Here is a 25,607-nt window from a genome sequence, read left to right as displayed (position 1 = left end):
TTTTCGATGAACGCCAGAGCCGAGATCACCCAGCGCTACATCGATGCCGACCCCTATCCATGGCCCTATAATGGCGAGCTGCGGCCGGACAATACGGCATTGATCATCATCGACATGCAGACCGATTTCTGCGGGCCGGGCGGCTATGTCGATCATATGGGCTACGATCTTTCGCTGGTGCGGGCGCCGATCGAGCCGATCAAGTCGGTGCTCTCAGCCATGCGGGCCAAGGGTTACACCATCATCCACACGCGCGAGGGCCATCGGCCCGATCTCGCCGACCTGCCGGCCAACAAGCGCTGGCGCTCGCGCCGCATCAATGCCGGCATCGGCGACCCCGGGCCTTGCGGGCGCATCCTGGTGCGCGGCGAACCCGGCTGGGACATCATCCCCGACCTCTATCCGGCGGCTGGCGAGCCGATCATCGACAAGCCGGGCAAGGGCTCGTTCTGCGCCACCGACCTCGAGCTGATCCTGCGCCAGCGCGGCATCGAAAACATCGTGCTGACCGGCATCACCACCGATGTCTGCGTCCACACGACGATGCGCGAGGCCAACGATCGCGGCTTCGAATGCGTGATGCTGGAGGATTGCTGCGGCGCAACCGACTACGGCAACCATCTCGCGGCGATCAAGATGATCAAGATGCAGGGCGGGGTGTTCGGCGTGGTGTCGAACTCGGCATCCTTCGTCGCGCAGCTGCCGTGAGGACACGATCTTGAGCGGAAGCATCGGTAAGAAAGCCGTCGGCGTCGAGACCATCGGCATGACCATGCGCTTCGGCGCCTTCACCGCGCTGGACGACGTCTCGATCAAGGTGCCGGCGGGATCGTTCCATGCGCTGCTCGGCGAAAACGGCGCCGGCAAATCGACGCTGGTCAAATGCATGATGGGTTTTTACCATCCGACCGCCGGCGACATGCTGGTTGATAGCCGCGAGGTCGCGATCGCCAGTCCGAAGGATGCCTCGGCATTGGGGCTCGGCATGGTCTACCAGCATTTCACGCTCGTCCCGTCGCTGACCGGCGCGGAGAACCTGGTCATTTCGCGCGAGAAGGTGCCCGGCGTCATCGACTGGCGCAAGGAGCGCGCCGCACTTGCGCAATTCATGCAGCGTATGCCGTTCAAGCTGCCGCTCGACGTCAAGGTGGCGGAACTTGCGGCCGGCGAGAAGCAGAAGCTCGAAATCATCAAGCAGCTCTATCTCGGCCGCAGTTTCCTGGTGCTCGACGAGCCGACTTCGGTGCTCACTCCCGGCGAGGCACACGAAGTGCTTGGCCTGGTGCGCGACATGACCAGGACCGGCGACCTCACCGTGCTGATGATCTCGCATAAATTCCACGAGGTGACGGCCTTTGCCGACGATATCACCGTGCTGCGCAAGGGCAGGCTGACCGGAACCGGAAAGGTCTCCGAACTTTCCCACAAGCAGATGGCGGCGATGATGATCGGCGACCAACCGATCGCCGCACTCGACAGCCGCGCCCCGGTGCCGGCCGGCGCCAGACAGGTGCTGACGGTAAAGTCGCTAAAGGCGCCCGACCGCACCGGCTTGAAAACCATCGACATCGGCGAGTTCGATGTGAAGTCCGGCGAGATCGTCGGCGTTGCCGGCATCTCCGGCAACGGCCAGAAGGAGTTTCTCGAAGTCCTTGCCGGACAGCGGGCGCGCAATTGCGGCGACATTCTGGTGAAAGGCTCGCCCTATGGTGCCAGCCGCAGCGAGGCGCGCACGCTCAATGTCCGCTTCATTCCGGAGGAGCCGTTGCGCAATGCCTGCGCGCCGAAGATGACGGTGGCGGAAAACATGGCCTTCCGGACCTTCGACCTCAACGAGGCCGGCAAGCCGGTCAGCTGGATCAGGATGAGCGCGATCAGGGACTACGCGGCCCGTCTGGTCGAACAGTTCAAGGTCAAGACGGCCTCGCTCGCTTCGCCGATTTCGTCGCTCTCGGGCGGCAATGTGCAGCGCGCGGTGCTGGCGCGGGAACTGACCGGCGAGGTCGATTTGCTCATCGTGTCGAACCCCTGCTTCGGTCTCGACTTCTCCGCCGTCGCCGAAATACGCGCCCGCATCATGAAGGCGCGCAATGCCGGCGCCGCGGTGCTCCTTATGTCGGAGGACCTTGATGAGCTGCTCGAGCTCTCGGACCGCATCTTCGTCATGTCGGACGGCGCGCTGGTCTACGAGACGCCGATCGCGCAGGCGAGCGTGCAGACGATCGGCGAGCACATGGCGGGACATCACTGATGGCGGAGATCGAGGCGCTGCCGTTTCCGTTCGCCTTCAAGCCTGAGGCGATGGCGCTGGTCGTCATCGACATGCAGCGCGACTTCGCCGAACCCGGCGGCTTCGGCGCCAGCCTCGGCAATGACGTCAGCCGAGTCACGGCGATCGTGCCGACGGTGAAGAGGCTGATCGAGGGGTTTCGCACCGCCGGCCTGCCGGTGATCCACACGATGGAGTGCCACAAGGCAGACCTTTCGGATCTGCCGCCGGCCAAGCGCAATCGCGGCAATCCGTCGATCCGGATCGGCGATGTCGGGCCGATGGGTCGCGTGCTGATCGTCGGCGAGCCGGGAACGGCGATCCTCGATGAACTTGCGCCACTGCCTGGCGAGATCGTCATCGAAAAGCCGGGCAAGGGCGCGTTCTATGCCACCAGCTTCGGCGATGACCTGAAGCGGCTCGGCGCACAGCAACTGGTCTTTGCCGGAGTGACGACGGAGGTCTGCGTGCAGACGACGATGCGCGAGGCCAACGACCGCGGCTATGAATGCCTGCTGGCCGAGGATGCTACCGAGAGCTATTTTGCCGAGTTCAAGGCGGCCGCCCTGGCGATGATCAGGGCACAGGGCGCGATCGTCGGCTGGACGGCGACGACAGACCAGGTGCTCGAGGGGATTGCCAATGCCTAACCTTGCCTTTGCCGGCCTCCTCAATGGTGGCTGGCGCGATCTGCCGTTCGAGCCTTTCCGCGATGGCATTACGGCGCATTGGCTGCTCAAGGGCGGACCGACGGAACCGTCGGTCGCCATCCTGAATTACCGGGCTGGCGCCAGCGTGCCGCGTCATCGCCATGCCGGGCTGGAGACGATCATCGTGCTGGAAGGCACGCAGAGCGACGAGAACGGCGATCATGCCGCGGGCAGCGTGATCCTGAACCCGGTTGGAACCGAGCATTCGGTGTGGACGAAGGATGGCTGCGTGGTGCTCATCCAGTGGAACCTGCCGGTAGTCATTCTGGACGAGGCCAAATGAGCGACATCCGCTTCGATATAGCGAGCTTGCACGCCGCCTATCAGGCCGGCGTCGGCATTGGCGAGGTGATCGATATGGTCCATGCGCGGCTCGCGGCGGCCGATGACCCCGGCATCTTCATCCATCTGGCGAGCAGGGCGGCGTTGCTTGCCGAGGCGGAAAAGCTCGGCCCGTTCGATCCCGCGGCAAAGCCGCTGTGGGGCGTGCCATTCGCGGTCAAGGACAACATCGACGTCGCCGGCATGCCGACCACGGCGGCTTGTGCGGAATATGCCTACTTGCCGGCGAAAGACGCCACCGTCGTCGCGCGGCTCAAGGCCGCCGGCGCGCTGGTTGTCGGCAAGACCAATCTCGACCAGTTCGCCACCGGCCTGGTCGGCGTTCGCACGCCCTATCCAATCCCGAGGAATGCGATCGACCCGAAACTGGTGCCGGGCGGTTCCTCGTGCGGCTCGGCCGTGGCGACGGCGCGCGGCATCGTCTCCTTCGCGCTCGGCACCGACACCGCCGGTTCGGGGCGCATACCCGCTGGCCTCAACAACATCGTCGGGCTGAAGCCGAGCGTCGGCGCGCTATCAGCCGCCGGCGTCGTGCCGGCCTGCCGCACGCTCGACTGCATCTCGGTCTTCGCGCTCACCGTCGATGACGCCTACCGCGTGTTCGAGGCGGCGGCGGCAAAGGACGACGCCAACCCCTATTCGCGTGACCCCGGCGTCCAGGGCCTTGCCGCGCGCCCGCCGGTGCTGACTGTCGGCGTGCCGGCCAGGACCGACTGGACCTTCTTCGGCGACGAGGCGATGCAGGCGGGTTTCGAGGCCGCCCTTGCCTCGCTGGAGACGCTGGGCTGCCAGCTGGTGGAAATCCCGTTCGCCGATTTCTACGCCACCGCCAACCTGCTTTACGAAGGCGCCTGGGTAGCCGAGCGTTACGCCGCGATCAGGGACTTCATGGATGCCAACGAGGCCGCCATGCATCCGGTGACGCGGCAGATCATCGGCGGTGCGCGAAAACTTTCCGCCGCGGACGCTTTCAACGGGCTCTATGCCCTGCAAGGCTATAAGGCCAGGCTTGCGCCGGTCATCGCCTCGGTCGACCTATTCTGCGTGCCGACCGCGCCGACGCACTACACAGTCGAAGCGGTGCTGGCCGATCCGATCGTCACCAACAGCCGGCTCGGCACCTACACCAACTTCGTCAATCTGCTCGACATGTGCGGCATTGCCGTGCCGAGCGGAACCCGCAGCGACGGTCTGCCGATGAGCGTCACCTTGCTTGCCGCGGCGGGCAAGGACCATCTGCCGGCGTCGCTTGCGCGCGATGTCCATGCGGCAAGCGGCCTTGCGCTGGGCGCTACAGGCTGGCCGCTGCCGCGTGGCGATGTTCGCGTCGACGTGGACGAGGGCACGATCGAGCTGGCGGTGGTCGGCGCGCATCTGTCGGGGATGGCGCTGAACGGCCAGCTGCAGCAGCTCGGCGCAATGTTCGCCCGGGCTGCAAGAACGGCGCCGCTCTATCGGCTTTATGCGCTCGCCGGCCAGTCGGTGCCGCGACCGGGGCTCGAACGGATCTGCAACGGCAAGGGCGCAGCGATCGAGGTTGAAGTCTGGCGGCTCTCGCCACAAGCCTTCGGCCGTTTTGTTGCCGCGATCCCGCCGCCGCTCGGCATCGGCACGCTTCTGCTCGATGACGGAACTTCGCCGAAAGGCTTCCTCGTCGAAAGTGCCGGCCTCACCGATGCAAAGGAGATTTCGCATTTCGGCGGCTGGCGCAATTTCGTGGCGGGTCAGCTGCAGCGAAGCTGACGCTATCACTCGACCTTTTGCCTGAACTTCGAATGGCAGCTCGAGCAATCCTGCAAGATGAGATGCAGGAGGTGCTCCGCCGGCAATTTAGTGGGATCGGCTTCCGCGAGGGATGGTCGCTTGCCAAGCAGGCTGCCACCGCCCATCGCCAGGCCGGAACCCATTCTCATGTCGTCGGTGATGCGCGGCGGCGCCCGCTCGGCGTCGGAGGCCAAGGCGCTGGCCAGCGTCCCGATGTGGCGAGCCAGCTCATCGAACTCCGCGCGGGCGGGGTCGATATCCGGCCTGGCGCCTGAAGGCGCGCCCAATGTCGCGCTGGGGAATTCGGCAATCAGGGCAGGGCCGGTGCGGGCGCGGATGGTCTCGGCCGCCGCCTTGAAGGCTGCGGCGTCGTACGCCTGCTTGCCGTCGAACATCCCGGCGATCGCCTTTGCCGCCGCGGCCATTTCCTTCATCGAGGCCTGGCGAGCCTGGATGACCGCATCACGACCCGAATGGGCGGCGGCGAGCACGACAGAGGCGCAGGCAAGCGACAGGACCGCTATGATAGCTGCTCGTCTCATCGTTGGCACATGAGGAGCTAGAGAATTCTTGTGACCAGACTGTCCAGTCGGGAGTTCTCGCGATAGGCCAATCGGACCACAACGGCACCTAAGACGCCAGTGATGGCACCCCCTATCACGTCGGTGAGATAGTGGGTGCCGATATAAATTCTCGACCAGCAGATCAGCAATGCCATGATGGAGAGGGCCAGCGTCCGGCGCGGCAGACCTTGCATTGCAAAAGCCGCAACAACCGCAAAGCTCGCTGTCGCGTGGTCGGAGGGAAACGACCAGTCGGCGCTGGGCGCAATCAGCAGATGCGTCACGCCGGCATCGTAGGGCCGCAGCCGGTGGACGAACAGCAAAATGAACTGATTGATCGCAAGGCCAAGCAGGAAAGCCAGGCCCGCGGACAAGGCCGCATGACGCACATGAAAACGGTCGACTTTGGCCCACCATTGCAGAGCGACAGCCAGCACCATCAGCGGAACGCCGATTTGTGATAGGGCGATCATTACTCTATCAAGAGAGGGATTAATGCCGGCCGCGGTGTTGATCCAGTGGGTTAAAGCTGCATCCATTTGTCTTCGGTTTCCGTGATTGAACGTGAGGTGGATTTTGAAGCCCATCGATGAACGCCGCATCCATCAGATTTTCGAACTCAGCGTCTGGCTCAAGGGTTTGCATGCTCTGATCGAATGCGTCGGCGGGATACTGCTTTATGTCGTCACCACCGACGCCATTGCCTCCTGGGTCAATACATTCACCCAAGAGGAATTGATCGAAGATCCGAACGATTTCATAGCTGGCTATCTGTCGCAGATGGCAAGCCACTTTTCCGTCGCCAGCAAGGAGTTTTATGCCTTCTACCTGCTTAGCCACGGCCTGATAAAACTGCTGCTCGTTGTCGGGCTTTTGAGAGGCAAGCTGTGGTCGTATCCGGCATCGCTTGCGGCGCTGGGCGCATTTATGATCTACCAAGTCTACCGCTACTCCTACACCCATTCGTTCGGCCTGCTTGTCCTGACCGTATTCGATGCTGTCGTCATGGTGCTGATCTGGCATGAATGGAAGGTCGTGCGGCAGCACAAGCCGGCATGACAGCGAAGTTTGCACGTCAGCCGCTCCGATTTTCAATCCACCTCACTGGGCGACGCCTTGTCCTGCCAGCTCGTCGATGATCGGGCAATCCGGCCGCTCGTCGCCGTGGCAGTGACTGACCAATTGGTGAAGCAAGCCGCGCAATCCGACCAGTTCGGCGATCTTCCTGTCGATCTCGACCAGCTTGGCTTTCGCGATCGCCTTCACGTCGGCGCTGTCACGTTCCCTGTCCTGGTACAACGACAGCAGCTGGCGGCATTCGTCGACCGAAAACCCCAGGCTTCGCGAGCGCTGCAGGAAGCGCAGCCGGTGAATATCGGCCGTCGAGTAATCGCGATAGCCATTGTCCGTCCGGGCCGGGTGCAAGAGCCCGATATCCTCGTAGTAACGGATCGTCTTGGCCGGCAGGCCGGATTTTTCGGATGCGACGCCGATGTTCATGGCGGAAATCTCCTTTATTGGAGGAAATAGACCTTCCAGTAGATGGAAGGTCAACATGATGTGGCGATTTTGGACGCAACCGCCCGCCCGCTCCAACCGTTTGCCTGCCAGCACACACTGAACCTTCGGGAAGAAATCGGTCCTCGGAAACGTTTTTACCGAACAGTGCTCAAAACCCGGTGTTCGACACCGGGTGCCGATGAGCAAAGACCCTCCGGCGCTGGCTCGACGCAACACCGTGCAGACGCCGAGGAGACAGAATATGCCCGTCAAGGCCTATATCAACCGGATCGCGACAGCGGTGCCGGAGTACGAGGTTCATCAATTCTACCTGCGTTTCGCGGCCTCCATGCTCGCGGCCGATCGCCGGAGGATTTTCGAACGCATGGCCGATCTTGCCGGCATCGAGCACCGCTATTCCTGCTTTGCGCCGGCGTCCGACCCAGAAGGACCAACTGCCGACCTGGCCGGGACCTTCATCCGGGGCGCGTTTCCCGGAACGGCCATGAGAATGGCGATGTTCGACGATGCTGCACCTGTTCTGGCACAAAAGGGCATCGACGGATTGCAGCTTGGCGATGACGCTTCCCGCATCACCCATTTGATCGTCACCACCTGCACCGGCTTTTCGGCGCCGGGCATCGATCTGGAGCTGATCGCGCGTTGCGGGCTGCCCGATAGTGTCGAACGCACGATGATCGGGTTCATGGGGTGCTACGCGGCGATCAACGGCCTCAAGCTGGCCCGCCACATCGTCCGCTCCGACCAGCAGGCCAAGGTCCTGCTGGTCAATATCGAGCTCTGCACGATGCATCTGCGCGAAACCACCGAACTGGAAAAACTGCTGTCGTTCTGCCTCTGGGGCGACGGCTGCGCGGCCACGCTCGTCACCGCCGAGCCGGCCGGCATCGAGCTCGATAGCTTTCACTGTCTGGTGGCGAGGGAGCGGCGGGATCTGATGCGCTGGAATATTCGCGACCACGGCTTCGAAATGGTTCTTTCCGGCCAGGTGCCGGCAGCGATTCATGAGGCGTTGCGGAACAGCCAGGCCGCCATCCTCGGCGGCCGATCGGCGAAGGACATCGACCTTTGGGCCGTGCATCCGGGTGGGCGTTCGGTGCTCGACGCCGTCGAAAGGGCCCTGGAACTGGAGCCCACCGCGCTGGAACCATCGCGCGCGGTGTTGCGCCAGTACGGCAACATGTCGTCGGCGACCGTCATGTTCGTGATGAAGGAGATGCTGAAGGCGCGACCCGGCCTGCTCGGTTGCGGCATGTCGTTCGGACCCGGGCTGACGGCCGAAACAATGCTCTTTCGAACGGTGTCATGAGCGGCCTGGAGCACCGGCAGCTTGCGCCGGAAATCCTCGACGGACTTGCGGCCGACGATTCGCGAGCGCTGGCCGCGCGCCGCGACCTTCGGCGCATCAATATGCTGATGTTTCAGGTGCCGATCATGACGTCGTTGCTCAGGAGGTTTGTGCCAAAACCGCCACGCCGCATTCTGGAGATCGGCGCCGGCGATGGCTCCTTCATGCTGGCGGTGGCGCGGCGCATGGCCAGGCATTGGCCCGGGGTCGAACTGGTAATGCTCGACCGCGTCGACCTCGTCACCGCGCAATTGCGCGGTGATTTTGACAGGCTGGGATGGAAGGCCGAAGGCGTCACCGCCGATGTCTTCGACTGGGCAGGAAAGATCGAGGGTGCGCCGTTCGACGCCGTCACCGTCAATCTGTTCCTGCATCACCTCGACGATGCGCAGCTCGTGCGTCTGTTTTCGCTGATCAGGCCGAAAGCCCCGTTGCTCATCGCGACAGAGCCGCTGCGGGCGAAACTGCCGCTGGCCGCGACCCGTCTTCTGCCGGCAATCGGCGCCAACGACGTCACACGAAACGACGCGGCGCAAAGCGTGCGTGCCGGCTTTCGCGGCAGCGAGCTTTCCCGTCTCTGGCTTGCGGCCAACGGCAAACCGGTCGAGGAGCGGCGCGCCGGCCTGTTCTCCCACATCTTCGTCGGCGCCAGTGCCAGAGTCGAGCCATGACGCGATTGTCGACCCATGACGCGATCGTCATTGGTGCCGGCCCGGCGGGCACCTCCGTCGCGCTCACGCTGGCCCGGCGCGGATGGGCCGTGGCAATTGTGGAAAAGACCGCATTTCCGCGCCGCAAGGTCTGCGGCGAATACATCTCGGCAAGCAATCTTGCGCTTCTCGACCGGCTGGAGATCGGCGATGCCTGGCGTGCCAAGGCGGGCCCCGATATCCGCCGCGTCGGCCTGTTTTCCGGCGAGACCTGCGTCGAGGCGGCAATGCCACGTGCAGGAGCTGGGCCTCGTGGGAAAGACAGCTTCGGCCGGGCGCTCGGCCGGGACATTCTCGACTCTCTGCTTTTGCAAGCGGCGCGATCGGCGGGTGTCGAAATCTTTCAACCCTGCCGCGCCGTCGCCATCGAGCCGGACGGTGAGATGCAAAGGGTGCGAATTCAGGCCGGGGATGAAGCGGCGATATTGCGAGCGCCGGTGATTGTCGCCGCACACGGCTCGTGGGAACCGGGACCATTGCCCAGCCAGCTCGCAAAGGCCAATCGGCCGTCGGACCTGCTCGGCTTCAAGGCGCATTTCACCGGGTCGTCGCTGGCGCCGGATTTGATGCCTCTGCTGGCCTTTCCCGGCGGCTACGGCGGCATGGTTTCGGCGGATCATGGCCGGTTGTCGATCTCGTGCTGCATCCGGCGCGATATGCTCGCGCGGCTGCGTAAACAATATGGCCCCAAACAACGGAGCCACGTGTCGGCCGCCGATGCGGTCTCCCGGCATCTCCTGAATTCATGCCGGGGCGTGCGGGACGCCCTGGAACCGGCTCTCCTCGACGGTCCGTGGCTTGCCGCAGGTCCGATCCGGCCGGGAATTCGCTCGTGCTACGAAGGGGACATCTTTCGCGTCGGCAATGCAGCCGGAGAGTCTCATCCTGTCATCGCCGAGGGCATCTCGATGGCGCTTCAGTCCGGCTGGCTGCTGGCTTGCGAACTCGCATACGCGCCAAGTGGCCGACCAGGGCGCGAGGCTGCCGCCAGACGCTACGAGGCGGCCTGGAAAAGACTGTTTTCGACACGGGTCTACGCCGCCGCGGCCGTTGCCGGAATTGCCCTTCGCCCCGGCAGCGCCACCTTGATGGCGGCGATCGTCCAGAATTTCCCGCAGGCCCTGACGCTGGGCGCGCAACTGAGCGGCAAGACCAAGCCGGTTCCAGGCTTCGTCTAGGCGACATAGCGGTCCCATGAGCCGTAGTGCTCCTTGCTTCGGCGCCCCCGAGGCAGGCTGAGGCCGATCACAACTAGCCCTGCGACGGCATTGTTCAATGTCGAACCTCTGGTCGCGCCGTCGAGCAGCCAGGGCGCTGCGATCAGCCATAACCCGAACGGCAGGTTGAGGAAACGCAATGGCCGTGCCACCTCGGCCATGGCGCAGACCGCGATCGTGATGATCATGGCGCCCGAGAGGTGATCGCTGTTTGCAATGGCGCCGGCCGTGCCGAAGACCAGCCGCGAGACCATCAGCCAACCGCCGACGAAACAGCATGCGACCAGCGTCCATGGAAACGTGACACCGCGAATGGCTGCGGCGGACTGTGCGGCAAGCGCGGCGGAAAAGCCGGGATCGTTCTTGTCCGCCTCGCCGTTCGGCTCCGGCCCGCCTTGGAAAAAGGTGCGCCAGAACGGACGGTCTGTCCGCACGCTGCGCAGCATGTACTGGCCCATGGCGACCACCTCGTCCAGCGTCAGCGGGATCATGACCAGCATGGCCGCCGCCGCGATGAAGCACAGTGTGCAATAGGTGCCGGTCATGATCGGCTGGATGATGATGAAGAAGATCGAGACGCCGCCGAGCGGCACCACCAGGATGAAGAAGAAGGTCACCATCCAGGGCATGGTGCGCCAGCGGGTCGCCGTGCCCATCGCGCCCATCAGGGTTTCGATCATATAGGCCACGGCGCCAAGCCCGGCATCAGCGACTGGCCAGGCTCGAGAAACGTCGGATGTGATGATGAATTCCGTGCCGTTCCTGCCGTCTCCGCCGAGGAAGAATGGCTCCCAGACAGCACCCACATGGCCGAGCTGGTAGGCAGTGAGATAGCGGGCGATGAGGAAACCGAAGAAACCGAGCGCGATGATCGGCAGGCGCTGCAGCCAGGATGACGGCGAGTAGGTCCAGCCAGGCGGAACGGTGCTCTCGTCCATCATCCCTTCGTGGCTCATGCCCGGCATCATCGGGACGAGCACCGAGAAAGCGATGGCCAGCGCGCCGACGATCGTGTCGTTCATGGTGGCGGCGGCGCTCGGCGTCCAGAAGAACAGCGGCGCGAACAGCAGCCACAGGCCGGCGATCGTCGTGCCCCATTGCGCCCAGGAAAAACGCGGCGACAGTGCGAGCCCGCCAAACAGCATCAGCAGCAAGCCCGAGACAATGTCGCTCCAGCCGGTGAGCGCGTTGCGCAGCACCGGTTCCCACAGTCCACGCTCTTGCGTGACGTCACGCACAGTGCCGGCCGCCGCCGGATCGAACAGCGCGAACTGAAGCGGGCTGGTGAGGAGCCACACGCCAAGCGTGATGACCAGGAAATGAGCCCACAGCATCTGCTGGCCCATCCCCGCCATCTCGGCCATGTGTCCGGGTTTCATCTTGTCGTGTTTGGCCTCGAACGCCTTGTCTTTCTCTCGCGCTTTTGTTCCGCTGCCGGCCACCTTGGCCGCGTTGAGCTTGTTGGCCCGATACCAGCCGGCGGGATCTGCCTTGAGCGCGTCGACGATCCGCGGCAACGTCTCGCGCAGGGAATGCCGGGGCTGCCAGCCGAGGACATTGCGGGCACGGCTGATATCGATCGCGTAGTGGTCGTCGGCGATATCGACCATCCAGGGACGAACGAATGATTCTTCGCCCAGCACGTCCTGTTGGACCCAGGCACCCGCCTTGGCGAGCGCCTTCGGCACCTCCCGTGTCTCCCAGTTCTCGCCGCGGATCAACCGACCAATCTCGGCTTGAAGTTCGCCGTAGCCCATGACCTCAGGCTCGCCGAGAAGCAGCGCCAGCTCCGTGGGAAGTTTCTTGCGCCGATCTATAAGGCGCGCCACCGCCTCGGTGAGGTCTTCCAGATGCAGGAACGACTGCCCGGTGCGCAGGTCACCCGGATATACATGCCCGGTCGGATCCTCTTCGTAGATACGCGCAATCTGATTGGCGAGGAATGCGTTACGGCCGAGATCATCATAGACGCCGGCCGGCCTGGCATAGACGACAGGGATAGGCCCGTGCTGCTCATGGATCAGGCGCTCGGTCTCGATCTTCGAGGTGCGGTAGGGTAGGTTCGATTCGAGCGGCCAATCCTCATCGATGATGTCGCCCGGTCGGCCACCCTTGTGCGCCAGCATCGAACTCATGAAGACAAACTGCTCGACCTCAAATTGTTTCAGAGCGCGCAGGAGCTTCTCGGTGCCGCCAACCGTAATCTTTTCGTAGAGCGGGTTCCGTTCGCCTGTGAGATCGAAATAGGCCGCAAGATGGATCACCGAGGCGAGGCGGGCGCCATAGGCCGTCCGCACGCGCGCCAAGCCGGCTGCCACGGCGTCCTCCGATGTCAGGTCGATGCAGACGCACTCCGCGGCCGGCGGCGGCTGACGCGTCGCCGCCCGGTCGAGGCCGACGAGAGCAAACCGGTCGGCGAAGCTGTTGACCAGAGCCGAGCCGATGAAGCCGGTGCTGCCGGTAACAATAACCGTGTCTTTGCGCTTCGCCATCCAGACCTCATAGCCGGCGATTTGCCACTCCTGAGAGGGCCGAAGGCGACAGACGTTAAGAGCCGAGGGGCCGGACCAGTTCCGACGCCGACCCGATGACGCTGCTGCTTCCGATGACGACTACAACTTTCCGCCCTTTTTGCTCTTTTGACCCCGACTGCCTATGCCGTCAGGTTCGCAAATATTTGACCAGCGCCGCGATCGCGAGCACGAGGGTGACAAGCACCAGGACCCAAATGAGCGCCATGCCGCCCATCATCCACATTGAACCGTCCATCATCATCACAATCATCCCTCCCGCCGCCGCTGCCACCGGCGATTGCGAGGGGAACTAGTTCGCCATGTACGCCCGTCAAGGCGAACTCGATCAGCCCACGAAGGCGGTGGCTTGCCGGTCAATCAAGGCACGTTCAATGCTATCGACGAACGAGTTCATAATAGGCTTCGGCCAGAACATGCTGGCCGCGCGGTAACTCCGAAAGGGCAGGGCTTTAATCCAGCGCCTCCAGCGCCCGCAGCAAGTGTTCCGCGACATCTGATCTGCCTTGCCGATATGCCTCTCTAACAGGGCCAGTAGCTGCCTTTCGACATTCATGGTTCGGTCCGCCATTGGACGACCTCCGGAGAACGACCTCCGGAAGTTAGCAATGAGCCTGACGGTTCCAGCCACCGGAAGGTCAAGCGCTCCTTTCAAGAAGGTAGAACAGGTTGAGAGCGCTTGTTGAACCGCAGCCGAGTTGTCGCCCGGCTCTACTCTCCTCCGCCGCAGCCGTCTGAGAGATCCCAGACGTCGACGACCTGCTTGCCGGTGAAACCGTGCTCGCGGATCAGGAACTTCGCCAGCCCGCCATACACTTTCCAGCGCCAGCATTGGCAGCAGCATGGACCTTTCTCGCTGGAATTGGCCATCGCATAGTCGTAGGCCTGCTGCTCTTCGCCGGAGAGTTTCACATCGTAGTAGGGCATCATCTTCTGTGCGATGCCGGCCGGAATATCGTACGGATCGCTTGGGATCATCGCAATCTCGCGGTACCTGGCCAGGCCGCTCACCTGCTCGGCATAGCGCTTCGTCTCCATCGGGCTGCAGCACGAGCCCGTGATCCGCGACGTTGCCGGCATGGTCGCGATCGATTCCGTGAACTTGGTCGAACACGTGCTGTTGCCGTTCTGGCTGAGATATCTGAAACGGCGTACCAGATCGGGATCCTCAGCGGCGATCGCCAAATCCGGCCCCTTGAGCAGGCTCACGACCGCAGCGGCGCCAAAGGCGCTCCCCAGAACAACCGTCCGTCGGTTTGGGCAAAATATTCGGCTCATTTGCTGGTCCTCGCCTGCTCGATCAGTTTCTTCATCGTTGCGAGGTCGGTCGCGCCGGGGAAAATCTGCTCGCCAACGACGAAGCTTGGCGTTCCGCTGATCTTCAGCGCCTGGGCCAGTTGCGTATTCCGGTCGATCGACGCCTGGATATCGGGCTGCTGCATGTCGGTCTTCAGTTTAGCCACATCGAGACCGACGTCGGCAGCCACCTTCAGCACGACCGCTTCGGTCACCCGCGTCTGCACCGCATACAAGGCCTTGTGGAATGCCATGTATTTGCCCTGGCGCACTGCGGCGAGAGCCGCCTTGGAAGCAAATACGGAATCCGTGCTGAGGATCGGGAATTCCTTGTAGACGATCTTGAGCTGCGGATCGTCGGCCATTGCTTGCGCCATGATCGGCGCAACCTGCCGGCAATAGGGGCAGTTGTAGTCGAAGAACTCGACCACGGTGACGTCGCCTTCGGCGTTGCCGCCGACCGGGCTCGCCGGGTCCCGGAAAATCTCGTCCGCCTTGTCCGTCAAAGCGGCTTTCGCCTCTTTTGCGGCAGCCTCGCGCTGGCGGGCGTCGAGGCTCTGCAGCGACTGCACGAGCACCTCGGGATGCGCAAGAATGTAGTCGTGAATGCGCTGGTCGAACTGGTCCTGGGACATCTCGCCCGCGGCGATCGCCTGATTGTGGAGACCGAGCGCGAGCCAGATCGTCGCGCCGGCCAGCATGACGGCACGGGCCATTTTGCCGACGGCTCCGCTCAATGGATTGGACTTGTGGGTCACAGGGTTCTCCTTCCCTCTGTTTCGCCGGACCGCCGGCACGTGCAAATGATGCCTCAGAACATGCCCTTGATTTTCGCCCACCATCCCGTTTCCTGCTCATGGTGCGGGCGCTCGACATTGTTGGTAAGCGCATTGACGAATGTGACGAGATTGACCGACGCGAAATCCAGGCCATGGAAATTCGCCCGCCAGCGGCCCTCCTTGTCGATCACATGGGTGATGGTGCCGTGCATCTGATAACCATCATCCGTCAGCGTGAACTTGTGGCCGAAGGCCTCCGCCAGTCTGCGGGTCGCATCCTCCGGCTGATCCTCCATCGTGGTCAGGAACAGCCAATTGACGGGATCGAGCCCGTGCGCCGGCCCGTATTTGCTGAGCACGTCCGGCGTGTCCCTGGTCGGGTCGGTGGTGATGGTCACAAAGCTGACCCGGTCCTTCATCGGCGTGCCGCTCACCATTTTCTGGATCTCGGCGATCTTCTCGGCATGAAGGGGGCACACATCCGGGCACGACGTGTAGATGAAGTGGAGGACGACCACCTTGCCGCGCAGATCGGCCGTCCGCACGACACGCCCGTCGGCGGTGCGCAGCGTGAAATCAGGCGCCGGCTTGTCGATCGGCTGGAAATATTTCTCGTCGGCCTCAAGCGTGGCGTCGATTTCGTCGAGCGAGTGGGCTTGCGCCTGATACGAAAAGCCCGCGGTCAGCGCCGCAATGGCAATTACGCTTAGCAGCAAGCACCTCCATTCGTTCAAAGCCGATGCAACGCAGCGAGCCTTTAGCCCGAACATATCTGTCCCTTTCTCACTTGGCGGCGATGCGGCTGCGGATGAAGTCGACCATGTCGGGGGCGTCCCATTCGGCCGGCCCAATCAGCCGGCCGATTTCCTTGCCGTCGCGGTCGACCAGCAGGGTTGCCGGAAGGCCGACGGTTCCGATGGCGAACATGGCCCTGCCCGAGACGTCGATGTTGAGGGCGAGGTGCTTGATGCCGATGTCGGCGAAGAACTTCTTCACAATCTCAGGACCGGCGCGGTCCATGGACAGCGCGACGACCTCGAAATCCGGACCGCCGAGTTTGGCCTGTAGGCGATCGAGCGTCGGCATCTCCTTGCGGCAGGGCGCGCACCATGTCGCCCAGACGTTAAGCAGCACGACCTTGCCGTGGAAATCCGCAAGCATTTTCGGCTTGCCATTGCCATCCTCGAAGCTGATTTCCGGCACGGGGACGGGCGCCTCGTGAACGGCAAAGTTCTGCGGCGGCTCAGCGGCTGATACCGGCCACGAAAACGCCAGCAGCATGCCAACCAGGACCATGGCTAGTTTGCTCACAATGTCCTCACTCGGTCGCGTAGACGGTGGGCGCCTTGCCGTCCTTGGTGAAGGCGTAGACGACGAAGGGGCCTTGCTTCTCGCCACCCATGCCTGGGGCGCCGGCCGGCATGCCGGCGAGCGTTATGCCGGTGATGGCAGGGCGCTCGGTCAAAAGCTTCTTGACGATCTCGACCGGCACCAGGCCGTCGACGATATAGCCGTCGACCATCAGCGTGTGGCAGCCTTCGAGGTCGGCCGGCACGCCGGCATCGCTGCTGATCTGGGAGAGATTGTTGACCGGCTTGATGTCGACCTTGAAGCCGTTGTGCTCGAGATAGTTGGCGTAGGACTCGCAGCAGCTGCATTGCGGGTTCTTGTACATGACGGCGTTGATCGTTGCGGCGAAGGCGGGCAGCGGCGTTGCGATCAGCAGGGACAGGGCGGCGAGGCGGTAGGTCAGTTTCATTGCAGTTCTCCTTGGTTGGATAAAAGTTCAGGTCACGCGGAACGCCGTCATCAGGCCGGCCATCTGGTGATCGGCGACATGGCAGTGCAGCATCCAGTCGCCCGGATTGTCGGCGACGAAGGCGCATTCGATCGTATCCTTGGGGGCGAGCAGCACCGTGTCCTGCCATTGCCGGTGCGGCACCGGCGAGCCGTTGCGCGAGATGACCGACAGGCTGAAGCCGTGGACATGCATCGGGTGCCACCAGGCGGTTTCGTTGCGCATGGTGAGATGGCAGGTCACACCGCGTTTCAGCGTGAACTGCGGCGCCATGCCGGCATGGCCGTCGCCGGTCATCGACATGCCGTTGATCGCCCAGGCCGCACCGCCGTTCATGCCCGTCATCCCCATGCCCATCATGCCGCCGACGCCCTTGAGCTTGCCGCCGCCCATCATGCCGCCCTGCAGGACGATCTCCTGGCGCTCGGCGCCAGCGAGGTCGGGCTGGGGCAAGGGGTTGCGCGGCACGCCGACAGGCGTGTCGAGCGGATGGGTTCTCAGCGACGGCGCTGCGTCATAGGCCAGCGTGGTCAGCGTATAGGCGAGGCCGTCGTAGAAATCGTCGATCACCGCGTGGCGGCTGCCGGGGTGACCCTGCATGTCGAGCACGATGTCGATGCGCATGGCGGGCGCCAGCACCAGGCGACCGCCCTCCGGTTCATGCGGATCGCAGGGCTGGCCGTCGATGGCGACGACGACCGGACGGTGGCCTTCGAAGCGCAGCGCCATCATGCGGGCAAGCGAGGCATTGGCGAGCCGCAGCCTGACGCGCTCGCCGGCCTTCACGCTCCGATCGCCTGGCCCCGTGCCGTTGACGGTGACGACATTGCCGACGCGGCCCGACATCGATGCATCCATGGCACTGCCGAAGCCGCCGGCGATCTGCCCATCGGCCGCAAGCCGCCAGTCCTGCAGCAGCCACAGAATGTCACGGTCGACGGCGACCGGCTCGACCTCCTCGACGACCAGTGCGCCGGCAAGGCCACGGCCGAGCTGGACCAGGCTGTTGGCGTGCGGGTGATACCAGAAGGTGCCGGCATCGGGCGGGGTGAATTCATAGATGAAATTTTCACCTGGCCTGATCGGCTTCTGCGTCAGGCCGGGCACGCCATCCATGGCGTTCGGCAGCCGGATGCCATGCCAGTGAACCGTGGTGTCTTCGTCCAGTCCGTTCTCGACGATGATCCGAGCGGGCTGCCCCTGGCGTAAGCGCAGTGTCGGGCCGGGGACCGTGCCATCATAGGCCCATACCGGAGTGCGCGGACCATCGGGGCCGGCGAACCGGGCCTGGCCCGGCGCCACCCTGATCCGGTATTCGCCGGTGGCCATCGCCAGCGCAGGGCGGATCGGCACTGCGGCGGCAATGCTCGCTGCCGCAAGCAGGAATTTGCGGCGCGTTATGAACGGATTTGAAACGGAATTCACTCTTGTGACCCCTGCGGCAACCGACGGCGAACGTCGCGACGTCGATTGAATTGCTACCGCGCCCGCTGCGCAGTGCGCGCAACCGGGCGATCAAACGCCGCTAATCAGCCGTGGAACGGCAGAAACGGCGTCAGACGAGAGCGCTGGGTCTTGGAGGGAATGGCTCGGGCAGCAGACTTCGCCCGTGCAGGAACGGGGCGGGAAGCGCCGACGGCAGCTCGGGCTGCGGCAGTCCCGTCACGGGGAAAGCTTCCGGCAGTACCGCCAGAACCGGTGCGACACAGGTCGGCGCACATTGCATCGGTTTGTCATTGCCGGCCGAGCCCTTGAGGCAAGCGTTGCAGTCACCGTCCCTGGCATCGGCCATCTTGGCCATGTCGGCGTCGGTGGTGCCGGTATCTGCGGCCATGGTCATGCGGCCGTCGACTGCCATCCTGGCCGACATGACGGCAGCTTGAGCGGCGGACAGGCTGAACCCGGCGGTCACGACGACCGCGAGAAGCATGACCAGGAGGTGTTTTGGTGACAGGCGCGCCATGTTCGGCCTAGGCTGGCCTCAAAGCGCCGCTTTTGCAAGCCCCGACAACGCGACATCGAAACCGTCGAGGGCAGGGCAGCCAGTAAGAAGCATCGTGTTAGGGCAGACCATGCAGCAAGCCATCACGTCGGACGGCCTTCGCCGGGTGGTGCTTGTCGTCGCACTGCTGAACCTGGGTTATTTCGGCATTGAATTCGCCGTCGCGCTGGCGATCGGCTCGGTGTCGCTGTTCGCCGACAGCGTCGATTTTCTGGAAGATGCCTCGGTCAATCTCCTCATACTGCTCGCCATGGGATGGTCGCTGCGTGCCCGCTCGCGGGTCGGCATGGCGCTGGCGCTTATCCTGCTGGTGCCGGGCCTGGCGACGCTGTGGACCGCGTGGGAAAAGTTCAACATGCCGGTGCCGCCGCAGCCAACGGCTCTGACGCTGGCGGGGTTGGGCGCTCTCGCGGTCAATCTGTCATGCGCCTACATGTTGGCGCGCTACCGCCATCACAGCGGCAGTCTTACCAGGGCGGCATTCCTCTCGGCCCGCAACGATGCGGTCGCCAATGTTGCGATCATACTGGCCGGATTGGTGACGGCCTTCCTGTGGCGCTCGGCGTGGCCGGATCTGATCGTCGGCCTGGGAATCGCGGCACTGAATGCAGACGCGGCGCGCGAGGTCTGGGGGGCAGCTCGGGAAGAGCACCGGGCCATTTCGTGAACTCCAAAACGCTCAGCGCGCTGCCGATTGCCACTCCGCCAATGCAGCAGTCAGCCGGAAACCTGCGCGATCTCTAATATAATCGCACCCTTTCAAAGCGGGCGGAGGGAGAACCGCTCATAAGTAAAATCGGAGGAAAACCATGAACAGCATGAGCCTCACCACACTTGGACGAAGTCGACCGGGTCGAAGCGGTGAAACGATGAACCGCTCAAGGCCACGCACGTCATCAAAAGGCCCGCGTCCCTGATGGAGGACGCGGGCCCGATTTTCGGCGGCATGCCCTAGGCAGGTATCAAGACGGCGATGCGGTGGATGCCGACCACCTTGCTGGTGTTGGCTGCCTCGTCGGTCTTGCCCTTGGAGCAGGTGTACACGTCACCTTCCTTGAGCTTGAATTCCTTGTCCGCCTTCTTGATCGTGAATTCACCGGCAGCAATGGTGCAGACCATGTCGTTGTCCATCACCATTTGAGGGGCGGCTGCTCCGGGCTGAAAGACTATATCGACAATTGAGATGCTCTTGTAAGCGGGGATATCGGAATTGCCGGTGCCGACCTCGACCAATCTGACGCCGGGGGCTATCTCCTTGCCTTCCTTCGGGCCGTATTTCTTGACCTTTGCAGCAGCCGCCAGCGTGAACAAAGGCGTTACCGCTGCCGCCGTCACGCCGAGCGCGATTGCAGACCTGCGATTTATGGTTTTCATCGCATCCTCCCATTTTATGTTTGGCCACGCACCAATGCGCATGACCACAATATATTAACACATATGCAGATAATTGCAGCACGGCGTTTCGGAGCTTCCGGGAGCGAACCGCCTCCCGGTCGAATGCGACCGAATAGCAAACAATTCCATGCTATGCTGACGAGCCATCAAACGGACGGCGGGGGATAGCAATGTTGGAAACGGACAAGGTATTCGCCGGCTCAATTCCGGAAAACTACGACCGCTATATGGTGCCGTTGATTTTCGAGCCGTTCGCCGCAGATCTTGCACGACGGGCAGCGTCCTTGTCGCCAAGCGCCGTTTTGGAAACCGCCGCGGGCACCGGGGTTGTCACCCGCGCATTGGCGCCAAAACTGTCCGCCGATGCAAGCTATGTCGTAACCGACCTCAACCAGCCGATGCTCGACTACGCCGCTTCGCGGCAAGCTCCCGACGATCGCATCAAATGGCGTCAGGCGGATGCTCTGGCGCTACCGTTTGAAAATGCGGCCTTCGATCTCGTTTGTTGTCAGTTCGGCGCGATGTTCTTTCCCAACCGCTCATCTGCCTACCGCGAAGCCCGGCGAGTCCTGAAGCCCGGAGGACATTTTCTATTCAGCGTATGGGATCGCATCGAGGAGAACGTGTTTGCCGACGATGTGACGAACGCTCTCGCAAGGATTTTTCCGAACGATCCGCCGCGCTTTCTGGCACGCACGCCGCATGGCTACCACGATACGGCACTGATCCGTAGCGAGCTGGAGGACGCAGGTTTTTCCGGTGTGGTGATCGAGACGAGGGCCGAACAAAGCCGTGCCTCCTCGCCGCGTCTTCCGGCCGTTGCTTATTGCCAGGGCACTCTCCTTCGCAATGAAATCGAGGCCAGAGAGGCGGGAAAACTGGACGCTGCAACCGACTACGCCGCAGCCGCGATTGCAGACAGGCATGGCAGCGGCGAGGTTGCTGCCAAAATCCAGGCTCACATAGTGGTGGCTGTGGCCTAGGTGTTGGATATCCCGCTCCGGCACTTGGCGACATTCAGCTGCTGTGCGGCAAACATCTTGCCGCTATCCCGAATTCTCAGACATTAACGTTCATTCGCCCGAGTGGCAGGTCGACAAGTGCCAGGTCGATAATCGCCGGTCTGACCGATCGCCGGGGCTTGATGGCGGCGGCTGCCGGCCGCAAGATTCCGGTCGGCCCGGCTTCACTTTCGCAGCCATGGCCGACTCCGCCCAGCAAGGTCTAGTCATTTCGCTTTCTTGACTCGGCCGACAAAAACGGGCAGCAAAGTCATCATTGGAGGGCAGTTTTGCCAACTATGCAGGTTTTGGAGGGCGTTTTTCGGTGTGACCGTCGCCCAATCGGCGGTCGGTAGAGGGATTGGTTAACCAACTTTGTCCATCTTTTGAATCAATCGGCAACAGACGCGAAGCGTGCTGGGGGCACCAGGCGAACTGTGAATGTCACGGCTGCGAAATCCGCTAGCCGGCATCGGCCGATTGAGAGTGGTTGAATGGCGTTTGTAAGTGCGAAAACCCGGGGTGACAGTCCTGCAACTGGATTGACTTCGATGAGGCCCGGCCTGCGCTGGGTCGCGGTTCCGGCCGTCGGCGCAGCCATTGCTTTATGGTCGGTGGCGACCTTGGCCGGCCTTTATTCGATGGGAACTTCGCTCACCGCCGCTTCCAACGGTCTCCCGCAAAGCCTGCTCGCGCCGCGCACCATCGCACTCGCCGATCCTCGCCGCAGCCTTGCAAAGGCGCAGGCCCCGACGTGGGCCGCAGCAAACGCGGCGCTGTCGGCCAAGCTGCTGCAGCACGGGTGCGATGCCAACTGCCTGCGGTCGGCGTCGAACTTCGTCCACCAGGGAAAATCGGCGCGTCTCAAGCGCAATACCGTGCCGCTTGTCGCCGATGCATCGCGGCAATCGAGCTTCGACGACGTGGTGGCCAAAGCAGGGCTGTCGCCGCAAAAGCTTGCCGCCGCCTTTGCCCGTGCCGGCTCACCCGTCATGCTCGCAAGCCTGCCGGCCGACGCCCGGTTCGCCGAGCCGGTACGCATACCCGACCCGAACGGCCCGGCGTCGGTGCGCTTCGGGCCGGCGGTGGCGGAGATCGAACGCTCGTCGCGCCTGGCGCTGGCGCTGGCGAATACATTGCCGGAGCAGATGATCGATGTGCTCCCGGCCGCCATCGCGGCAAGCGAGCCCGCAGCCTCACAAGAGCTGCAAGAACCTGAGGTCCAGCTAGCCTCGCTGCCGCCGCAGGACGACATGTCCGACAGCATTCCGCTGCCGACGCTGCGTCCGCGGGCGGACATCGATAAGCCGGCCGAGGCGCCGCGGGCTCAAGCGTCAAGAGATCAGGCGCCAAAAGACCAGGCGCCAAAGGCCCAGGCGCAAAAGGATCAGGCATTGAAAACGGAGCCGCCCAAGGCGCAGGCCTCCAGGACCGCCAAGGCGAGCAAGGTGCAGACGGCCGACGCCCCGCCGGTCGAGACGCCCGGCAGCCTGTCGCCTCGCAATTCGTCACAAGCGGCAGTGCCGGCCGTGTCGGGCAAGCCGGGCAAACGGTCGAAGACGCAGGGCGGCGATATGCTGGCCTATGCCAAGCCCGACATGTCTTCCGGCGGTCTCGGCGGAGCCTTCAGGAACCTGTTCACCACGCCTAACCTGGGCAGCGGCGTCGCCGTCTACGACATCTCGGCCAAGACCGTCTACATGCCCGACGGCTCGCGGCTGGAGGCACATTCGGGACTGGGCGCGATGGTCGACCAGCCACGCTACGTCCACAAGAAGAATGTCGGCCCGACGCCGCCGGACACCTACAATCTGACGATGCGCGAATCGCGCTTCCACGGTGTCGAGGCGATCCGTCTGACGCCGGCCAGCGGCAGCAACAAATATGGCCGCGACGGCCTGCTCGCCCACACCTACATGCTGCGCGGCGGCCGCGCCGAATCGAATGGCTGCGTCGTCTTCAAGGACTATGCCCGCTTCCTCGCCGCCTACAAGAAAGGCAAGATCAAGCGCCTTGTCGTCGTGCCGCGCCTGTCGAAGCCGCTGACACGCGTCGCCCAAGAGGGGCGAGGGGCGTAGATTGCTCGCGGCAGCCCTTCATGGCTTCGTCATCCCAGGGCGGAGCGAACGCGAAGCGGAGCGCAGACCCTGGGATCCATGCCGTTACGTCAGCCGAAGAATGCAACGACGCAGATTGAAAGCCGTTCTGTAGCGATCCCTTTCACCTCCTGTCCTTCCCGCATCAAAAAGTCCCGCCCGTTGCAGCGCGGAGAGGTCACGGCATGGATCCCAGGGTCTTCGCGACGTCGCTTCGCGCCTGCTCCGCCCTGGGATGACGAAGCTGGGGAGGTTTGGCCAATCTCGAAGGTTTTCATTCCCGGCCGAGGATATTATGACTGACCCGTAAGGGCGGCTCCAGCTTCAAACAATCGCGAGGACATCATGACAATACACGCTGTCGTCTGGGGCGAGAATATTCATGAGCGGACCAACGAGGTGGTCGCGGGCATCTATCCCGAGGGCATGCATGCGACGATCGCCAATGCACTGAAGCTCGACCCGGAGATTTCGGTGTCGTGGGCGACGCTGGAGCAGAAGGAGCATGGGCTGCCGGCCGACCGTCTGGCCGAGACCGATGTCTTGCTGTGGTGGGGGCACAAGGACCATGGCGCCGTCGCCGACGAAGTGGTCGAGCGCGTGGCGCGCCGCGTCTGGGAAGGCATGGGGCTGATCGTTCTCCATTCCGGCCATTTCTCGAAAATCTTCAAGAAGCTGATGGGCACGCCCTGCACGCTGAAATGGCGCGAGGCGGGCGAGCGCGAACGGCTTTGGGTGACCAGCCCCAACCACCCTATTGCTGCCGGGATCGGCGAGTATTTCGAGCTCGAGAACGAGGAGATGTATGGCGAGCAGTTCGCCGTGCCGGAGCCGCTGGAGACCGTCTTCATCTCGTGGTTCCAGGGCGGCGAAGTGTTCCGGTCGGGGCTGACCTATCGCCGCGGCGCCGGTAACATCTTCTATTTCAGGCCCGGCCACGAGACCTATCCGACCTATCACGACGCCAACGTCCACAAGGTGCTGCGCAATGCGGTGAGATGGGCGCACAACCCGCAAGGCTCCAATCCGGCCATCCTCGATGCGCCGAACGTGCCGGTGGAAAAGGCGCTCGAGCCGATCGTCGAGCGCGGCGGAAAACTTCATTCCGCGGGCGAAGCCGGCTTTCGCTAGACCAAATCCATGATCGAACAAGAAGATAAAGCCCTGTCCTAAGGATAAGAATCATGCGCCTCTTGATACTCGGCACCGGTTGGATGGCGGAGGAGCACGCCAGGCAGTTCGGCAAGATCGAGGGCGTCGAACTGATCGGCGCCGTCGATCTCGACCGTACGCGTGTCGACAAATTTTCGGACATCTACGGTATCCCCAACCGGTTCGCGTCGCTGGACGAGGCGCTGGCGTGGGGCAAGTTCGACGCGGTGGCGAACGTGACGCCCGATCGCATCCACCATCCGACCACCATGATGCTGATCGCGGCGGGCAAGCCGGTGCTGTGCGAGAAACCGCTGGCCGAAAACTTCGAGAAGGCCAGTGAGATGGCCGATGCCGCCGAGCGGGCCGGCATCATCAACATGGTCAACCTGACCTATCGCAACGTCGCGCCGCTGCAGAGGGCGCGCGCCATGGTGCTGGCCGGCGAGATCGGCACGGTCAGGCATGTCGAGGCGTCCTATCTGCAGAGCTGGCTGATATCCAAATTCTGGGGCGACTGGCGCACCGATCCGAAATGGCTGTGGCGGCTGTCGCGCGGCCACGGCTCAAATGGCGTGCTGGGCGACGTCGGCATCCACATTCTCGATTTCGCCAGCTATGGCGCGGCGCTCGACATCGACCATGTGTTCTGCCGCCTGAGATCCTTCGACAAGGCGCCCGGCAACCGGATCGGCGAATACGAGCTCGACGCCAACGACAGTTTCACCATGGCGCTCGATTTCAGCAATGGCGCCTTCGGCGTCGTCCATGCCAGCCGCTGGGCAACCGGCCATCTGAACGAACTCCGCCTGCGCATCTACGGCGACAAGGGCGGCATCGAAGTCGTGCACAATCTGACCGGCTCGGAGCTGAAGGCCTGCATCGGCGAGGATGTCGAGAACGCCAAATGGCAAGTTCTGGACGCCGGAACGGTACCGACCAACTACCAGCGCTTCGTCGATGCGGTCCGCAACGGCGTCCAGGCCGAACCGTCATTCCGCCATGCGGCCGAATTGCAGAAGGTGCTCGACCTCGCAGTCGTGTCGGATGAGAAGCGGGCCGAATTGAGCACCGATACGCAGTGATATCGTTCAGGGAATCGTGAGAGGAGCC

At 63.2% G+C, this 25,607-nt stretch carries 27 protein-coding genes; 14 read left to right on the top strand and 13 right to left on the bottom strand.

Annotated elements, in window-relative coordinates; translation table 11 throughout:
• Positions 1–6 precede the first annotated feature (6 nt).
• The 5 genes from biuH to atzF are packed head-to-tail and all read left to right on the top strand — an operon-like array spanning position 7 to position 5,064.
• Positions 7–708 carry a biuret amidohydrolase gene (gene biuH / locus NKI29_RS18160; protein WP_352569075.1) on the top strand — a complete coding sequence of 234 codons (702 nt, stop codon included), beginning with the start codon at positions 7–9 and terminating at the stop codon, positions 706–708.
• 10 nt (positions 709–718) lie between these two features.
• Complete coding sequence (locus tag NKI29_RS18155; RefSeq protein ID WP_352569076.1) at positions 719–2,251, top strand: ABC transporter ATP-binding protein; 1,533 nt, start codon at positions 719–721, stop codon at positions 2,249–2,251.
• Complete coding sequence (locus NKI29_RS18150; protein ID WP_352569077.1) at positions 2,251–2,919, top strand: cysteine hydrolase family protein; 669 nt, start codon at positions 2,251–2,253, stop codon at positions 2,917–2,919. Before NKI29_RS18155 ends, NKI29_RS18150 begins: the two co-directional genes overlap by 1 nt.
• Positions 2,912–3,262 carry a cupin domain-containing protein gene (locus NKI29_RS18145; RefSeq protein WP_352569078.1) on the top strand — a complete coding sequence of 117 codons (351 nt, stop codon included), beginning with the start codon at positions 2,912–2,914 and terminating at the stop codon, positions 3,260–3,262. Before NKI29_RS18150 ends, NKI29_RS18145 begins: the two co-directional genes overlap by 8 nt.
• Positions 3,259–5,064 (top strand): allophanate hydrolase, encoded by a 1,806-nt coding sequence (gene atzF / locus NKI29_RS18140; protein WP_352569079.1) that lies wholly within the window; start codon positions 3,259–3,261, stop codon positions 5,062–5,064. The genes NKI29_RS18145 and atzF overlap by 4 nt, the downstream gene beginning before the upstream one ends.
• Before the next feature lie 5 nt (positions 5,065–5,069).
• On the opposite strand, the gene NKI29_RS18135 is transcribed toward atzF, so the two are convergent.
• Positions 5,070–5,627 (bottom strand): cytochrome c, encoded by a 558-nt coding sequence (locus NKI29_RS18135; protein ID WP_352569080.1) that lies wholly within the window; start codon positions 5,625–5,627, stop codon positions 5,070–5,072.
• 17 nt (positions 5,628–5,644) lie between these two features.
• On the bottom strand, positions 5,645–6,235 hold the full coding sequence (locus NKI29_RS18130; protein WP_352755637.1) for a phosphatase PAP2 family protein: 591 nt from the start codon (positions 6,233–6,235) through the stop codon (positions 5,645–5,647).
• On the opposite strand from NKI29_RS18130, the gene NKI29_RS18125 reads away from it, so the two are divergent.
• On the top strand, positions 6,225–6,707 hold the full coding sequence (locus tag NKI29_RS18125; RefSeq protein WP_352755634.1) for a DUF2127 domain-containing protein: 483 nt from the start codon (positions 6,225–6,227) through the stop codon (positions 6,705–6,707). The genes NKI29_RS18130 and NKI29_RS18125 overlap by 11 nt on opposite strands.
• A 42-nt stretch (positions 6,708–6,749) precedes the next feature.
• Here NKI29_RS18125 and cueR read toward each other — a convergent pair whose 3' ends face one another.
• Positions 6,750–7,148, bottom strand: a complete 399-nt coding sequence (gene cueR, locus NKI29_RS18120) for a Cu(I)-responsive transcriptional regulator (protein WP_352755632.1) — start codon at positions 7,146–7,148, stop codon at positions 6,750–6,752.
• A gap of 262 nt (positions 7,149–7,410) precedes the next feature.
• Here cueR and NKI29_RS18115 point away from each other — a divergent pair, with 262 nt between their 5' ends.
• The 3 genes from NKI29_RS18115 to NKI29_RS18105 are packed head-to-tail and all read left to right on the top strand — an operon-like array spanning position 7,411 to position 10,405.
• Entirely contained in the window at positions 7,411–8,478 is a 1,068-nt protein-coding gene (locus NKI29_RS18115; RefSeq protein ID WP_352796863.1) for a type III polyketide synthase, read from the top strand.
• A complete protein-coding gene (locus NKI29_RS18110; RefSeq protein WP_352796860.1) occupies positions 8,475–9,188 on the top strand; it encodes a methyltransferase domain-containing protein in 714 nt (237 codons plus the stop codon). The genes NKI29_RS18115 and NKI29_RS18110 overlap by 4 nt, the downstream gene beginning before the upstream one ends.
• Positions 9,185–10,405: an NAD(P)/FAD-dependent oxidoreductase gene (locus NKI29_RS18105; RefSeq protein WP_352755625.1), complete on the top strand. Its 1,221-nt coding sequence runs from the start codon at positions 9,185–9,187 to the stop codon at positions 10,403–10,405. The genes NKI29_RS18110 and NKI29_RS18105 overlap by 4 nt, the downstream gene beginning before the upstream one ends.
• On the opposite strand, the gene NKI29_RS18100 is transcribed toward NKI29_RS18105, so the two are convergent.
• The 9 genes from NKI29_RS18100 to NKI29_RS18060 form a co-directional block, all read right to left on the bottom strand.
• Complete coding sequence (locus tag NKI29_RS18100) at positions 10,402–12,936, bottom strand: NAD-dependent epimerase/dehydratase family protein (protein ID WP_352796858.1); 2,535 nt, start codon at positions 12,934–12,936, stop codon at positions 10,402–10,404. The two genes, NKI29_RS18105 and NKI29_RS18100, sit on opposite strands and share 4 nt — an antisense overlap.
• A 367-nt stretch (positions 12,937–13,303) precedes the next feature.
• On the bottom strand, positions 13,304–13,546 hold the full coding sequence (locus NKI29_RS18095; RefSeq protein WP_352796855.1) for a hypothetical protein: 243 nt from the start codon (positions 13,544–13,546) through the stop codon (positions 13,304–13,306).
• Positions 13,547–13,686: 140 nt separating this feature from the next.
• Positions 13,687–14,253: a hypothetical protein gene (locus NKI29_RS18090; protein ID WP_352755621.1), complete on the bottom strand. Its 567-nt coding sequence runs from the start codon at positions 14,251–14,253 to the stop codon at positions 13,687–13,689.
• The gene (locus NKI29_RS18085; protein WP_352755620.1) at positions 14,250–15,029 is read right to left on the bottom strand and encodes a DsbA family protein; all 780 of its coding nucleotides are present in this window, start codon (positions 15,027–15,029) and stop codon (positions 14,250–14,252) included. Before NKI29_RS18085 ends, NKI29_RS18090 begins: the two co-directional genes overlap by 4 nt.
• 53 nt (positions 15,030–15,082) lie before the next feature.
• On the bottom strand, positions 15,083–15,766 hold the full coding sequence (locus NKI29_RS18080) for an SCO family protein (RefSeq protein ID WP_352796853.1): 684 nt from the start codon (positions 15,764–15,766) through the stop codon (positions 15,083–15,085).
• A gap of 67 nt (positions 15,767–15,833) precedes the next feature.
• A complete protein-coding gene (locus tag NKI29_RS18075; protein ID WP_352587241.1) occupies positions 15,834–16,346 on the bottom strand; it encodes a TlpA family protein disulfide reductase in 513 nt (170 codons plus the stop codon).
• A gap of 22 nt (positions 16,347–16,368) precedes the next feature.
• Entirely contained in the window at positions 16,369–16,809 is a 441-nt protein-coding gene (locus tag NKI29_RS18070) for a DUF411 domain-containing protein (RefSeq protein ID WP_352452325.1), read from the bottom strand.
• 27 nt (positions 16,810–16,836) lie between these two features.
• Positions 16,837–18,273 (bottom strand): multicopper oxidase family protein, encoded by a 1,437-nt coding sequence (locus NKI29_RS18065; RefSeq protein WP_352796850.1) that lies wholly within the window; start codon positions 18,271–18,273, stop codon positions 16,837–16,839.
• A 130-nt stretch (positions 18,274–18,403) separates the two neighbouring features.
• Positions 18,404–18,811, bottom strand: coding sequence for a hypothetical protein (locus tag NKI29_RS18060; RefSeq protein WP_352796848.1), 408 nt, complete (start codon positions 18,809–18,811; stop codon positions 18,404–18,406).
• 109 nt (positions 18,812–18,920) lie between these two features.
• Here NKI29_RS18060 and NKI29_RS18055 point away from each other — a divergent pair, with 109 nt between their 5' ends.
• Positions 18,921–19,517, top strand: coding sequence for a cation efflux transmembrane domain-containing protein (locus tag NKI29_RS18055; RefSeq protein WP_352569092.1), 597 nt, complete (start codon positions 18,921–18,923; stop codon positions 19,515–19,517).
• A 284-nt stretch (positions 19,518–19,801) separates the two neighbouring features.
• On the opposite strand, the gene NKI29_RS18050 is transcribed toward NKI29_RS18055, so the two are convergent.
• On the bottom strand, positions 19,802–20,224 hold the full coding sequence (locus NKI29_RS18050; protein WP_031211929.1) for a cupin domain-containing protein: 423 nt from the start codon (positions 20,222–20,224) through the stop codon (positions 19,802–19,804).
• 191 nt (positions 20,225–20,415) lie between these two features.
• On the opposite strand from NKI29_RS18050, the gene NKI29_RS18045 reads away from it, so the two are divergent.
• The 4 genes from NKI29_RS18045 (at position 20,416) to NKI29_RS18030 (ending at position 25,579) form a co-directional block, all read left to right on the top strand.
• Positions 20,416–21,228 (top strand): class I SAM-dependent methyltransferase, encoded by an 813-nt coding sequence (locus NKI29_RS18045; RefSeq protein ID WP_352569094.1) that lies wholly within the window; start codon positions 20,416–20,418, stop codon positions 21,226–21,228.
• Positions 21,229–21,797: 569 nt separating this feature from the next.
• The gene (locus NKI29_RS18040; protein ID WP_352569095.1) at positions 21,798–23,324 is read left to right on the top strand and encodes a DUF2778 domain-containing protein; all 1,527 of its coding nucleotides are present in this window, start codon (positions 21,798–21,800) and stop codon (positions 23,322–23,324) included.
• Between the two features lie 363 nt (positions 23,325–23,687).
• Positions 23,688–24,473 carry a ThuA domain-containing protein gene (locus NKI29_RS18035; protein WP_352569096.1) on the top strand — a complete coding sequence of 262 codons (786 nt, stop codon included), beginning with the start codon at positions 23,688–23,690 and terminating at the stop codon, positions 24,471–24,473.
• A 53-nt stretch (positions 24,474–24,526) separates the two neighbouring features.
• Positions 24,527–25,579 carry a Gfo/Idh/MocA family protein gene (locus tag NKI29_RS18030; RefSeq protein WP_352569097.1) on the top strand — a complete coding sequence of 351 codons (1,053 nt, stop codon included), beginning with the start codon at positions 24,527–24,529 and terminating at the stop codon, positions 25,577–25,579.
• Positions 25,580–25,607 lie beyond the last annotated feature (28 nt).

Source organism: Mesorhizobium sp. M0678 (assembly GCF_040320505.1).
Lineage (GTDB): Bacteria > Pseudomonadota > Alphaproteobacteria > Rhizobiales > Rhizobiaceae > Mesorhizobium.
Note: the sequence above shows the minus strand (reverse complement) of the source record. Positions and strands in the feature narration are given on the sequence as shown.